Source organism: Mycobacterium sp. NGS66, from assembly GCF_059812225.1.
This window is the reverse complement of the sequence record NZ_JCALCG010000020.1, coordinates 46573-60472: the sequence shown is the minus strand read 5'-3', so window position 1 is coordinate 60472 and position 13900 is coordinate 46573. Positions and strand designations below refer to the sequence as shown.

The 13900-nt window shown below is 67.6% G+C and carries 10 protein-coding genes and 1 pseudogene; 6 read left to right on the top strand and 5 right to left on the bottom strand.

Going from position 1 to position 13900, the window contains the following annotated elements:
• Positions 1-4: 4 nt before the first annotated feature.
• The 6 genes from AC5Y2L_RS26825 to AC5Y2L_RS26800 all read left to right on the top strand — a co-directional run bounded on the left by AC5Y2L_RS26825 (position 5) and on the right by AC5Y2L_RS26800 (position 6806).
• The gene (locus AC5Y2L_RS26825; protein ID WP_499937924.1) at positions 5-1981 is read left to right on the top strand and encodes an acetyl/propionyl/methylcrotonyl-CoA carboxylase subunit alpha; all 1977 of its coding nucleotides are present in this window, start codon (positions 5-7) and stop codon (positions 1979-1981) included.
• Positions 1981-3147 (top strand): acyl-CoA dehydrogenase family protein, encoded by a 1167-nt coding sequence (locus AC5Y2L_RS26820; protein ID WP_499937923.1) that lies wholly within the window; start codon positions 1981-1983, stop codon positions 3145-3147. Before AC5Y2L_RS26825 ends, AC5Y2L_RS26820 begins: the two co-directional genes overlap by 1 nt.
• Positions 3147-3950, top strand: a complete 804-nt coding sequence (locus AC5Y2L_RS26815) for an enoyl-CoA hydratase family protein (protein WP_499937921.1) — start codon at positions 3147-3149, stop codon at positions 3948-3950. The genes AC5Y2L_RS26820 and AC5Y2L_RS26815 overlap by 1 nt, the downstream gene beginning before the upstream one ends.
• Before the next feature lie 121 nt (positions 3951-4071).
• Positions 4072-4674, top strand: a complete 603-nt coding sequence (locus AC5Y2L_RS26810; protein WP_499937920.1) for a DUF1707 SHOCT-like domain-containing protein — start codon at positions 4072-4074, stop codon at positions 4672-4674.
• 109 nt (positions 4675-4783) lie between these two features.
• Positions 4784-5137 (top strand): WXG100 family type VII secretion target, encoded by a 354-nt coding sequence (locus AC5Y2L_RS26805; RefSeq protein WP_499937919.1) that lies wholly within the window; start codon positions 4784-4786, stop codon positions 5135-5137.
• The gene (locus AC5Y2L_RS26800) at positions 5118-6806 is read left to right on the top strand and encodes an alpha/beta hydrolase (protein ID WP_499937918.1); all 1689 of its coding nucleotides are present in this window, start codon (positions 5118-5120) and stop codon (positions 6804-6806) included. The genes AC5Y2L_RS26805 and AC5Y2L_RS26800 overlap by 20 nt, the downstream gene beginning before the upstream one ends.
• 82 nt (positions 6807-6888) lie before the next feature.
• Here AC5Y2L_RS26800 and AC5Y2L_RS26795 read toward each other — a convergent pair whose 3' ends face one another.
• The 5 genes and pseudogenes from AC5Y2L_RS26795 to AC5Y2L_RS26775 form a co-directional block, all read right to left on the bottom strand.
• Positions 6889-8877 carry a vWA domain-containing protein gene (locus tag AC5Y2L_RS26795; protein ID WP_499937916.1) on the bottom strand — a complete coding sequence of 663 codons (1989 nt, stop codon included), beginning with the start codon at positions 8875-8877 and terminating at the stop codon, positions 6889-6891.
• Entirely contained in the window at positions 8870-10252 is a 1383-nt protein-coding gene (locus AC5Y2L_RS26790) for a sigma 54-interacting transcriptional regulator (protein WP_499937915.1), read from the bottom strand. The genes AC5Y2L_RS26795 and AC5Y2L_RS26790 overlap by 8 nt, the downstream gene beginning before the upstream one ends.
• A 46-nt stretch (positions 10253-10298) precedes the next feature.
• Positions 10299-11864, bottom strand: a complete 1566-nt coding sequence (gene purH, locus AC5Y2L_RS26785) for a bifunctional phosphoribosylaminoimidazolecarboxamide formyltransferase/IMP cyclohydrolase (protein ID WP_499937913.1) — start codon at positions 11862-11864, stop codon at positions 10299-10301.
• Positions 11865-11871: 7 nt separating this feature from the next.
• A complete protein-coding gene (gene purN, locus AC5Y2L_RS26780) occupies positions 11872-12513 on the bottom strand; it encodes a phosphoribosylglycinamide formyltransferase (protein ID WP_499937912.1) in 642 nt (213 codons plus the stop codon).
• Between the two features lie 76 nt (positions 12514-12589).
• Positions 12590-13864 (bottom strand): annotated as a pseudogene (locus AC5Y2L_RS26775) (cell division protein PerM); the annotation flags it as partial.
• Between the last annotated feature and the right edge of the window lie 36 nt (positions 13865-13900).

Below are 13900 nucleotides of genomic sequence, written 5' to 3'. Positions count from 1 at the left end.
CCCCATGATCACTCGAGTGCTGGTTGCCAACCGGGGTGAGATCGCCCGGCGGGTGTTCGCCACGTGCCGGCGGCTGGGCCTGGGTACGGTCGCCGTCTATACCGATCCGGACGCCGACGCGCCCCACGTCGGCGTAGCCGACGCCCGGGTGCGGCTGCCGAAGGTCAACGACTATCTGAACGCTGGGGCGATCATCGCTGCCGCGCAGGCCGCCGGCGCCGACGCGATACACCCCGGATACGGATTCCTCTCGGAGAACGCCGAATTCGCAGCGGCGGTACAGGAGGCCGGCCTCACCTGGGTGGGGCCGCCGGTGGACGCGGTGCGGGCGATGGGCTCCAAGATCGAGTCCAAGAAGCTGATGGCCGCGGCGGGCGTCCCGGTGCTCGACGAACTGGACCCCGATACCGTGACCGAAGCGCAGCTGCCGGTCCTGGTCAAGGCTTCGGCCGGCGGTGGCGGCCGCGGCATGCGGGTGGTTCGCGAATTGTCCACGCTGCCTGGCGAGGTCGCGGCGGCGCGGCGTGAAGCCCAGTCCGCTTTCGGGGACCCGACGGTGTTCTGCGAGCGCTACTTGCCCACCGGTCACCACGTCGAGGTCCAGGTCATGGCCGACGCCCACGGCACCGTCTGGGCGGTCGGCGAACGCGAATGCTCGATCCAGCGTCGCCACCAGAAGATCATCGAGGAGGCACCGTCACCGTTGGTGGATCGGGTGCCGGGCATGCGCGCCAAGCTCTTCGACGCGGCCCGGCTGGCAGCCGGCGCCATCGGCTACACCGGCGCGGGGACCGTGGAGTTTCTGGCCGATGACGACGGCGAGTTCTACTTCCTGGAGATGAACACCCGCCTGCAGGTCGAGCACCCGGTGACCGAGGAAACCACCGGGGTCGACCTGGTCGAACTGCAGCTTTTGGTCGCCGCTGGCGGTCGGCTTGACGCCGAACCTCCTGCCGCCCAAGGCTATTCGATCGAAGCCCGGCTGTATGCCGAGGATCCGGCGCACGGCTGGCAGCCCCAGGCGGGGCTGGTGCACACCATCGACGTGCCGTCCGTTGCCGCCGAATTTTCTGCGCTGGGCCGCCGGACCGGGATCCGGCTGGATTCCGGCATTGTCGACGGCTCGACGGTGTCGATCCACTACGACCCGATGCTGGCCAAGGTCATCTCTTATGCGCCCGCCCGCCGTCAGTCGGCACTCGTGCTGGCCGACGCGCTGGCCCGCGCCCGCCTGCACGGCCTGCGCACCAACCGCGAGTTGCTGGTTAACGTGCTGCGGCATCCGGCCTTTCTCGACGGCGCCACGGACACAGCATTTTTCGACACGCATGGGCTGGCAGAGCTGTCCGCGCCGCTGGCGGACCCGGAGACGGTGCGATTGTCCGCTATCGCCGCGGCGCTTGCCGACGCCGCACGTAACCGCGCGAATGCAACAGCGTTCGGTTCAATTCCCGGCGGCTGGCGGAACCTGGCGTCGGGCTATCAGGTCAAGACCTACCGCGACGACACCGACTCCGAGCATCAAGTCCAGTATCGGTTCAACAGAACGGGATTAGCGCTGCCCGACGATCCAGCGGTACACCTGGTCTCGCTGGCGCCCGACCAGGTGGTGTTGGCCACCGACGGGGTGGCCTACCGCTTCCTGGTCGCACCGTATGACCAAGACGTCTACGTCGATTCGCCCCGCGGGCCCGTCCACCTGGTCGCGCTGCCACGCTTCCCGGAGGGGGGTTCGGCCGTCGAGCAAGGATCTTTGGTGGCGCCGATGCCGGGCAACGTCATCCGGCTCGGCGCTGACGTCGGCGATGCCGTCACCGCCGGTCAGCCGCTGATCTGGCTCGAGGCAATGAAGATGGAGCACACCATCACCGCGCCGAGCGACGGCGTCCTTGCCCAACTCAACGTCAGCACCGGCCAGCAAGTGGAAGTCGGCGCCGTTCTCGCGCGAGTGGAAGCGCCTGACGCAGAAGGAGATTCGTAATGGTCGACACCAGCTTCATCGAAAGTGAGGAGCGCCGGGCGCTGCGCAAGGCGGTATCCGAGTGGGCCTCCAACTACGGCAGCGAGTACTACCTGCAGAAAGCACGCGCCCACCAGCACACCGACGAATTGTGGTCGGAGGCAGGAAAGCTCGGCTTCTTGGGAGTGAACCTGCCGGAGGAGTACGGGGGTGGCGGCGCGGGAATGTACGAGTTGTCACTGGTGATGGAGGAGATGGCGGCCGCGGGTAGCGCATTGCTGCTGATGGTGGTGTCGCCGGCCATCAACGGCACCATTATCAGCAAGTTCGGTACCGAGGAGCAGAAGAAGCGCTGGATCCCGGCCATCGCCGACGGCTCGCTCACCATGGCGTTCGCGATCACCGAGCCCGACGCCGGTTCCAACTCGCACAAGATCATCACGACCGCCCGTCGCGACGGCAGCGACTGGATCCTCAAGGGCCAGAAGGTTTTCATCTCCGGAATCGACCAGGCCCAGGCGGTGCTGGTGGTGGCCCGCACCGAAGAGGCCAAGACCGGGAAGCTGCGCCCGGCCTTGTTCGTGGTGCCCACCGACGCGCCGGGCTTCACCTACACGCCGATCGAGATGGAGCTGATCAGTCCCGAGCGCCAATTCCAGGTGTTCATCGACGACGTGCGACTGCCCTCCGACGCGCTGGTCGGGGCCGAAGACGCTGCCATCGCACAGCTTTTCGCGGGCTTGAACCCCGAGCGCATCATGGGTGCGGCCAGCTCGGTCGGCATGGGACGCTTCGCGCTGAGCAAGGCCGTCGACTACGTCAAAACCCGCCAGGTCTGGTCCACCCCGATCGGCGCACACCAGGGCCTGTCACATCCGTTGGCGCAGTGCCACATCGAGGTCGAACTGGCCAAGCTGATGATGCAGAAGGCGGCGACGCTGTACGACAGCGGCGACGACGTGGGGGCTGCCGAAGCCGCCAACATGGCCAAATACGCTGCCGCCGAAGCGGCTAATCGTGCCGTCGATCAGGCCGTGCAGTCGATGGGCGGCAACGGGCTGACCAAGGAATACGGCGTGGCCGCCATGATGACGTCGGCCCGGCTGGGACGAATCGCGCCGATCAGCCGGGAAATGGTGCTGAACTTCGTCGCGCAGACGTCGCTGGGCCTGCCCCGAAGCTACTGATGGAGACGGTCGTTGAGTATGCCGGCCCGGCCGAATGCGGCGGGCCGGTCGCGCGGCTGACGCTGAACTCGCCGCACAATCGCAACGCGATTTCCACCGCGCTGCTCACGCAACTGCACCAGGGGTTGCGCGACGCCGCGTCGGACCCGGCGGTGCGGGTGGTGGTGCTGGGACATACCGGCGGCACGTTCTGCGCCGGCGCGGACTTGAGCGAGGCCGGCGGTGGGGACGTGTACGACGCCGCCGTGGCGCGGGCCCGGGAGATGACCGCGTTGTTACGCGCCATCGTCGAATTGCCGCTGCCGGTCATCGGCGCTATCAACGGCCACGTCCGGGCCGGCGGGTTCGGACTGGTCGGGGCCTGCGACATGGTGGTCGGCGGTCCGCGCAGCACCTTCGCGCTTACCGAGGCTCGGATCGGCGTCGCACCGGCGATCATCTCGCTGACACTGCTGCCCAAGATGTCGTCGCGGGCCGCGTCGCGCTATTACCTGACCGGCGAGACATTCGACGCGCGGATCGCGGCCGAGATCGGACTGATCACCATGGCGGCCGACGACGTGGACGCCGCGGTGGCCAGCCTCGTCGCCGACGTCGGCAAAGGGTCACCGCAGGGCCTGGCGGCTTCGAAGGCCCTCACCACGGCGGCGCTGTTGGAAGGTTTCGACCGGGACGCCGAACGCCTCACCCAGGAGTCAGCGCGGCTGTTCGTCTCCGACGAAGCCCGCGAAGGAATGCTCGCGTTCTTGCAAAAGCGGCCCCCGAGCTGGGCGGCTTCCTCAGCTGACAATGGCAGCAGCTGACAATGGCGGTCAGACCGCCCGGCGCCCCTCAACCCATCGTGACCAGGCGAAATGTGGCACGCAGGTTGCAGTTTAGCGAACCCACTTGCCCTGCGACCTGGACGTCGTACGCTCGTGGGTGATGAGCAACTCCGCTCGACGTGATACGAGGGACGCGCGTGACGAACAGTCGCGTGCGGGCGACACCGATCGCATCATGCTCGCGCAATTGCTGGGTTATGCGGCCGAGCAGGGTCGGTTACAGCTCAACGACTACGAAGACCGGCTGACCAAGGCGTACGCCGCCACCACCTACGAGGAACTGGATCGGCTCCGCGCAGACCTGCCGGGCGCGCCGATCAACCAACGCCGCGGCGGCAAACCCAACCCCGCACCGTCGACCCTGCTGCTGGCCCTACTGAGCGGGTTCGAGCGGCGCGGCCGGTGGAATGTGCCCAAGAAGCTGACCACGTTCACACTGTGGGGCAGCGGGGTGCTGGATCTGCGCTACGCGGACTTCACGTCGACCGAGGTCGAAATCCATGCGTATTCGGTCATGGGTATGCAGACCATCCTGTTGCCGCCCGAGGTCAACGTCGAGATCCACGGTCACGGTGTGATGGGCGGCTTCGACCGGAAGGTTCTGGGCGAAGGTGTGCGCGGAGCACCGACGGTGAAGATCCGCGGCTTCTCCTTCTGGGGCGGCGTGGCCATCAAACGCAAAGCCCGCCGGCCGCGTAGTTAGACTGCCGAGCAGACGCAAAATCCCCTGAAACCCACCGGTTTTGGGGGATTTTGCGTCTGCTCGCCGTGGTGAGTAGCCCGCCCGGTAGGTGCGTGCAATACTCCGCGCGATGCACCCGAGAGTTGTTATGCCGCAACAGTTGCGGTCGACTCCCGACTCGTTGGCCAGGATCGGCAACGAGCTTGCCGAGCATGGCGAGTCATTGCTGGCCTTGCAGCAGTCTTGCCACGGCGCGGCCGAGGACGCCCGACGGGGCTGGGTGGGATCGTCGGCGCACGCGTTGTCGGAATTGCTGGACCGGTGGACCCTCAACAGCACCACCCACATTGCACGCTTTGGCGAACATTCCTGCGGCATGCATTTCGCCGCCACCGAATTCCGCCAAATGGAGCAACGCAACGCCGCGGCCCTGGCCGAACCGAGGACGGTGGCGAAACCTGGCGATGACGCTGAGCTTGGCTGACATCGAACATTGGGACCCGGGGGCGGTCGCAGCCGTGTTCGAGGCCGCGATCAAACGTGCCCACGGCACAAGGGTGGCGTCCGCAGCGCTGCGCGACACCATGCGGTTGGTCGACTTCGGAGGTGACACCGCAGCCGCGGCCAACCTGGCCATCCACCGCACCGCGGTCATCCTCGACACCCACGCCGACGCGTGCGAGGCGGTGGCCCGGGCCGCGGAAACCTCGATCGGGGAGATCACCGCGATCAAGTCGCGGCTTGCGTCGATCAGCCAGACCGTCCAGGCGCAGGCCCTGACCCTCGACTATGCCACTGGCACCGTCCTGCCACCCGCGGACATTCCCGGGATGCCGGCCGTCGAGCGCAACCGGATCTGTGCAGCGCTGGTCAATCTCACGCAAAGCATTACCGACCTGCTGGCCGACGCTCGACGCGCCGACGAGGACCTTGCCGCCGCGATCCGCGGAGCCGACGGGGACCTGTCCGCCGATCAGGTGAATGTCCAAACCAGCCATAGCGCAACCGAACTCACGCGGCCGCCACCACCGGGCAGTAGTCCCGCGGTCGTCAACAGATGGTGGCATTCCCTGACTCCGGCTCAGCAGGATCAAGTCAAGCAGCGGTCCGGTGACGATATCCGCAACCTCGACGGCATACCCGCCGATGTCCGCGGCGAACTCAATATGCCTGTGCTGCAACGCGAAATCGAACGGCTGAAGAACGGCTGGCTCAACGCCGACGGCTGGCACACCAACCCGGATCAGCTCGCGGATCTGACTGCGCTGCAGCAGGCTTTGGCCGGGCAGCCGGACGCGCGACTGATCTTGTTGAATACCGGTCATCCACGAAAAGTGCTCGCGGCGATCGCTATCGGCGACGTCGACGACGCCGAATGCGTCGGTGTTACCGTCGGTGGCCTCAACACCCGCGCCAGCTCCAGCGTCGGGCAGATGGTGCGCGAGGCCGAGGCGCAACGTAACAAGGCAAGCGAATTGCGCCGATTGGCGGGCAAGCCCGGATATGACTCAGTGGCATCGGTGGTGTGGCTGGGCTATGACGCACCGGATAGCCTCACCGACGTCACCAACGTCGCGCTGGCGCGTCGCAGCGCGGCTGCGCTGAACAGCTTCTACCACGGGTTGGCGGCTACCAGCAATGTCAGCGACCAGCGCATCACCGCGTTCGGACACTCCTACGGGTCCCTGGTGACCAGCCTGGCGTTGCAGCAGGGCGCGCCGGTGAGCGACGTCGTCTTATACGGCTCTCCCGGCGTCGAACTGAGCGACGCCGCGCAGCTGGGCGTCCGACCTGGGCATGCGTACTACCTGATCGGTGCCAATGACCATGTGGCCGACCTGATTCCGGGGTTCGGCCTGTTCGGTCACGCACCGCAGGATGTGCCTGGAATGACCGAGTTGTCCACCAGTACGGGCTTGGCCCTGGGCGGGCGGTACGGAGACGGCCAGGTTCACGAGCGAGCGTACGGCCACTCGGAGTATCCCCGCGTCGGAAGCAACGGAGAGCTTCGGATGAGCGCCTACAACATGGCGGCGGTGTTGGCCGGGCTGCCCGACGACCTGATCACGCCGCGGGCAACAGGCGTCGACCGGCTCCCCGGCGGGGCCGGTCCATACGAATTGCCGCCCGCCCCACCACAACACCAGTTATGAGCGCGAGCCATATGAGCGCGAGCAGACGCAAAATTACCCGACACGCCGTGCTTTTAGGGAAGTTTGCGTCTGCTCGCGCAACTTAGCGGTGGCGTCGGGAGCGAAGGTAGTCGCCGACTACCGCCGCTCCCAGCCCGTCGAGATCGGGCACCACGACTCGCCCCTCGACCCGTCGCGCCACCTGGTCGATGAACCGTGCCAAGCCGGGGTCGCTGCCCAGCCGGAAGATGGTGATCTGGGCGCCCAGCCGGGCCATGTCGTCGAACCCGCGCACGGTGTGGGCGATGGTCCGCGGATGCGGCGGGTAGTCGAAGAAAACGGCACTGCCGTCGCCGTCGAAATCCTCCAGGTGGGCGGTCGGCTCGCCGTCGGTCACCACCAGCACGACGGGCTGGGCGTTGGGATGCCGCTTGAGGTGACGGCCGGCCAGCGCGAGGGCGTGATGCAGGTTGGTGCCCTGCTCGTAGACGCCCTCCAAGCCGGTCAGCTCGGCGGCGGTCACCGTCCGGGCGTAGCGGCCAAACGCGATGATCTGCAAGGCATCTGAGCGGAACCTGGTACACACCAAATGGTTGAGCGCCAGCGCTGTTCGCTTCATCGGTAGCCAGCGGTTCTCCATCACCATCGAAAACGACGTGTCCACCAGCAGCGCCACCGCGGCTTGCACCCGGGTCTCGGTCTCGGAGACCTCGACGTCGTCGACGGTGATCCGAATGCGCGAGTCCAGACGCTCCGATGGCGTCCCGGCCTGGCGCAGTACGGCATTGGTGAGTGTGCGGGGGATGTTCCACGGTTCGGTGTCGCCGAACTGCCAGGGCCGGGTGGCGCCGGTCAACTCCCCCGCCGCGCCCGCCCGGCGATGGTCACGCTCGCCGCGACGGCCGGAAAGTTGTTGTGCCACATCGCGTAACGCCGCCTCGCCCAGCCGTCGCATCGCCTTCGGCGACAGCCGCCACTGGCCGTCGGAACCGCGGTCGAAAAAGCCTTGATTGACCAGCGCCCGTTCCAGCTCGGCCAGCGTGCGGGCATCGATGGCGGCCTGGTCACCGAGCTGGCGGGCGAGTGCGTCGAGGTCGACGTCGTCCATGGTGGCACCCGGATAGCTTTGTGACAGCTGCTCGGCCAGCTGCTCCAGCTCGCCGATGTCGGCCAGCGCCTGCGTGCCTTCGCCCATGCCCAACGGATTGTCGCCGGAGAACTCCTGCGATCCCATCCAGTCCTCGCCCGGCCGCGCCGCCTGCAGATGCGCGTCCAGCCGATTCAGCGCCTGCATCAAAGCCGGCGATCCAAATGCCTGCTGTGCCAGCGCATCCAGTTCCGCCCGCTGCTCGGCGCTGAGGCTGTTGCGAAAGCGTTGGGCCGCGGCGGCGCGCTTGGCCAGCGAGTCCAGCAGCTCCTCGACGTCGCGCGGGTTCTCGGGGAAGAACTCGCCGTGCTTGGCCATGAAATCGTCGAAGTCCTGCTGGGTGTCCTCACCACGAGAGTGCTTGTCCAACAGGTCATTCAGGTCGTCCAGCATTTCGTTGACGCGCTGACGGTCTGCGTCGGTGGCGCCCTCCAGCGCCTGCTTCATGCCGGCGAAACGCTGGTCCAACATCTCGCGGCCCAGCAGATCCTTGATCTGCTCGTACTTTTGGCGGGCTTCGCCGCTGCGCCAGTTGTAGTCGGAGAGCTCCTGCACGGCCTTGGCCGGCGACGACGGCAGCGCATCCAACTGCAGCTCGCCGAACCGCGCGTCGTCGTCCAGAGCCCGGGCCAGCTCCTTGCGTTCGGCTAGCACCGCCTCGTCGAGCAGCCGCTTGATCTCCTGCAGTGTGCTGTCTAAGTTGTTGCGGCGCAGCAATTCTCGTCGACGACGGTTCGCCTCGGCGGCCAGCCGGTCGGCCCCGGTCAGGTTCTTGGTGCCGCGCCGCAGCAGCTCGGACAATGCCCGGCGCGGCGAGGTGCCCGCCATGACGTCCTGGCCGATCTGCTCGAGCGCCTCGCGCAGATCCACCGGCGGAGCCAGCGGGTCCGGTCCACCGGTGTACGCCGAGTATCGCGACGAGTGGCCCTTAACCGGTTTAGCCATAGACGGTTTGGCCCTCCCCGGACACCTTGTCAATCCGCTTCGCCAGGTACAGCGCCTCGAGCGCAAGCTCCAGCGCTGCGGCGCGCTCGCCTTCGGACTCGGCGTGCAGTTTCCTGGCGATACGGTCCACCACGGGCAGCCCCGGAACGGCGGCCAGCACGTTCTTCGCCGAAACCCGCTCGCCGGTCGTCACCGTGGAACCGCCTTCGACGGCCGCCACCAAGGAGCCGACGTCAATGCCGCCGAGCACCCGCGACGCGGTGTCGGCGGTCGCACGGCGCAGCAGGTGTTCGAGCACCGCCTGTTCGCGGCCCTCCTCACCGGACTCGAACTCGAGCTTGCCGCGCAACACGTCGATCACCGTGCCCAGGTCGACCACTCGGGCAACCGGGTCGGTCTCCCCGAGCACCGCCCCGCGGTGTCGCGCAGACGCGGCCACCGTCTCGGCCGCAGCGATCGCGAACCGCGCCGACACCCCGGAGCGCTGATCGATGGAGTTGGACTCCCGCAGATAGCGGGCGAACCGCGCGATCACCTGCATCAGGTAATCAGGCACCTGGGCGCTCAGGTGCGCCTCCTGCGCGATGACGCCCATCTCGGCCTCGAGCTCCAGCGGGTAGTGGGTGCGGATCTCCGCGCCGAAGCGGTCTTTGAGTGGGGTGATGATGCGACCTCGGTTGGTGTAGTCCTCGGGGTTGGCGCTGGCGACGACGAGAACGTCGAGCGGCAGGCGCAGCGTGTACCCGCGGACCTGGATGTCGCGTTCCTCCATGACGTTGAGCATCGACACCTGGATGCGCTCGGCGAGGTCGGGCAGTTCGTTGACGGCGACGATGCCGCGGTGCGCCCGCGGGATGAGCCCGTACGCGATGGTCTCGGGGTCACCCAGGCTACGGCCTTCGGCAACCTTCACCGGGTCGATGTCACCGACCAGGTCGGCGACGCTGGTGTCCGGTGTGGCCAGCTTTTCGGTGTAGCGCTCGCTGCGGTGCTTCCAGTGCACCGGCAGGTCGTCGCCGAGCTCGGCGGCTCGCCGAATGGATTCCGGCGTAATCGGCGTGTAGGGGTGCTCACCCAATTCCGCGCCGGCGATCACCGGCGTCCACTCGTCGAGCAACCCGACCAGCGCCCGCAACAGCCGGGTCTTGCCCTGGCCGCGTTCACCGAGCAGGACGAAGTCGTGGCCGGCGATCAGCGCCCGTTCCAGCTGCGGGAGCACGGTCTCGTCGAAACCCAGGATTCCGGGCCAGACATTGTCGCCGTCGGCCAGGGCGGTCAGCAGATTCTCGCGGATTTCCTGCTTGACACCCCGCTCACGATGACCAGCCGCACGCAGCTCGCCGACGGTCCGGGGCAGAAGGCTCGGTGACGTCACCTCTCCACGCTACGACGCGCACGCGCGCTGCGCGCTACCAACCTGGTCAATGCGCGAAGTGACGAGCTCCGGTGAGGTACAACGTCACCCCGGCTTTGGCCGCCGCCGCGGTCACCTCGTCGTCGCGCACCGAACCCCCGGGGTGAACTATCGCCTTGACCCCGGCGGCGGCCAGGGTCTCGAGTCCGTCCGGGAACGGGAAGAACGCATCGGAGGCTCCGACCGCGCCGCGAACCCGGTCACCGCCGCGTTCCACGGCCAGCCGGGCGGCGTCGACCCGGTTGACTTGGCCCATGCCCACCCCGATGGTGGCCCCGCCGGCCGCGATCACGATCGCGTTCGACTTGACGGCACGGCAGGCCCGCCAGGCGAAGACGAGGTCACCCAGGGTGGCCGGGTCGGCGGGTTCCCCGGTGGCCAGGGTCCAGTTCGCCGGGTTGTCGCCGTGCGCGTCGAGCTGGTCGCGCTGCTGCATGAGCAGTCCGCCGCTGATCGGCCTGAGTTCGTGGCCTCCGGTCAGCGGCTCGGAGGCCACCAGCACCCGAATGTTCTTCTTGCGCGTCAGCACCTCGACGGCGCCAGGCGCATAGGCCGGCGCCACGATCACCTCGGTGAAGATGGTGCTGACGTTTTCGGCCATCTCGACGCTGACCTCGGTGTTGGCCGCGATGACGCCGCCGTAGGCGCTCACCGGGTCGCATTCGTGAGCCTTGCGGTGGGCATCAGCCACCGAAACGTCGGAGATGGCGATGCCACATGGGTTGGCGTGCTTGATGATTGCCACACACGTCCGCTCGTGGTCGAAGGCCGCCCGCCAGGCCGCGTCCGCATCGGTGAAGTTGTTGTAGGACATGTCTTTTCCGTGCAGCTGCTCGGCCTGTGCCAGGCCGGGCCAGGCGCCTGGGTCGACGTAGAGCGCGGCCTGCTGGTGCGGGTTCTCGCCATAACGCAGCGTCGCGTGGCGCTGCCAGTTTCTGGCGAACCAGCGCGGAAACTGCGCTTGCGGATGCTCGGGTGCCAGGGTTTCCTGCATCCAGCTGGCGACGGCGATGTCGTATTCGGCGGTGTGCTGAAATGCCAGCGATGCCAATCTTTTACGCTCGGCGAGGGTGAATCCGCCGGCCCGCACGGCGGCCAGCACGCCGTCGTAGCCGAGCGGGTCGGTGACCACGGCGACGCTGGGATGGTTCTTGGCCGCCGCCCGTACCATCGAGGGTCCGCCGATGTCGATCTGCTCGATGCACTCGTCGACGCCGGCGCCGGATTCCACGGTCTGGCTGAACGGATACAGGTTGACCACGACGAGTTGGAACGCCTCGATTCCGAGCTCGTCCAGGGCGGCTTGATGGTCGGGCTTGCGCAGATCGGCCAGCAGACCGGCGTGCACACGCGGATGCAACGTCTTGACCCGGCCATCGAGCACCTCGGGGAAACCGGTCAGCTCCTCGACGGGTGTCACTGAAATACCTTCAGCCGCAATGGTCTTCGCCGTCGACCCGGTCGAGACGATCTCCACGCCGGCCGCGGCCAAGCCCTGCGCCAGCCCGGCCAGCCCGGTCTTGTCGTACACGCTGATCAGCGCGCGGCGAATCGGCATTTGGTCGGTGCTCATGCTGTGCTCATCCCGCAGTCGCCTTTCGTCCGATCGTCGCTTTCCCTCCGGCCACCGTCACGCCCTGGGTGGCGATCGCGGCCACCACGTCCACCAGCAGCCGCCGTTCGACGACCTTGATGCGTTCGTGCAGAGTCTCAACGTCGTCGCCGTCGAGCACCTCGACGGGTCGCTGCGCCACGATCGGTCCGGTGTCGGTGCCGGCATCCACGAGGTGCACCGTACAGCCTGTGACCTTGACGCCGCTGGCCAAGGCGTCGGCCACCGCATGCGCGCCGGGGAACGCCGGCAACAACGCCGGATGGGTGTTCAGGATACGCCCGTCGAAACGTGAAAGGAATTGCGGACCAAGGATTTTCATGAATCCGGCGGACACCACCAAGTCGGGCCGGTGGGTGGCGGTGGCCGCGGTGATGGCGGCATCCCAGGCGGCGCGGTCCGGGTGGTCTTTCAGCCGGACGGTGAAGGACGGAACCGCCGCCCGGGCGGCGACCTCGGCGGCGCGGCAGTCGCGATCCACCCCGACGGCGACGACCCGCGCCGGGTAGTCGCCCTGGGCGGCGTCGAGCAGTGCGCTCAGCAAGGAACCCGTGCCCGACGCCAGCACCACCAGCCGCGCCGGTGTACTCAAGGGCACGGGTTCCTGCACACCGGGCAGCCTAACCTGGCGTGGGTGAGCGCCGACCAGTTGGTGCCGAGCAGACGCAAAATCCCCTAAGTCATGGCGAATTTGGGGGATTTTGCGTCTGCTCGCGCTCCTCTGCGTCGGGCTCGTCTGCGTCGGGCTCGTCGGCGACGCGCTCCTCTGCGTCGGGCTCAGCGGGTGCGGCGGCGGGCTTCGGCCGTCTGGGCCGGCGTCGTATCCCGCCGGCCATCATCACCGTCAGGCCACCGACGACGGCAAACCAGAAGAAAACGCCAATTGCCAACGCGCCCTGGTCGACGCCGACGTCACCGAAGTTGCCCAACCGCCCGCTGCCGCCGTACGCCAGCAATGACATCGCCAGGGCCCCCGCGATCGCCGCCGCGAGCAGCTTGGCCATCGCCGGAACAAGCAGCAGCGGGCGCCGGGCGCACTGTTGGCCGACGGCCACGCCAGACGACGCGCCGACGATCAGCAGGGCGACCCAAGCCGGCCCCAGGTGTGGTGTCGGGAGTGCGGCCAGTATCGGCAACGCCGGAATATCACCGCCGAATACGGTGAACGCGCTGAACGTCGCGAAGCCAAGGTGCGCGCTGGCCCCGACGGAAACCGCGGCCGCACCCACGATGACGTTGGGCGCGTACAGGATCGAGAGCACGGTCAGACTGAGTTGACCGAATATCGAATCGGTGATCCCGTAAAGCTCCTGCATCGTCGCCCAGTGCACAACCAGCGACCCGACCGTCACCAGGCCCGAGAGCCCGAACAAAGCCAGCACACCGGCCGTCGCGGCACGCATCGAGTCGGCCAGCCAATTCGGCAACGGCGAGGCCGCCAACGCCCGTCGCCCCACCCGGGACCAGATACCGATCGCAGCGCCAATCGCGTGCACCACCAGCACGCTGGCGAATGCGCGCAGCGCGCTCGGTGTCTGCAGCTCGGTGAGCACCGACGACGCGTCATGGATGACCGCCAGCGCGATGGCCGCCAGCAGCAGAGGGCCGCCCAGCGCCGAGGCGACCACCCACCGGATGACCAGCCACGACGACTGCGGGGATGTCGCCCGTGCGGTGCTGCGCGCGGTCGCCCAAGCCATCAACAGGACCGGCAGCAACGGCATCACGCCCAGCTCGCGACCGCCGATGGAGATCGGCACGGCATGCACGCCCAGCCACATGCTGGCGATCGCACCCAAGGCGCCGGTCATGTCGCTGTTGGCGATCAGCAACTGCAGCAGCGTGACGGCCGCAATGATGACCAGCGCGATCAACGCGGGGCCGAATGCCACCCGGACGAGATCACGCGCCTGACGCGCGCCCCCAGCCCGGTAGTCCTCGCCTGCTGACACCCTTTTCACTCGTGGCGCATGTGCCCGACCAGACGCGGATGCGTC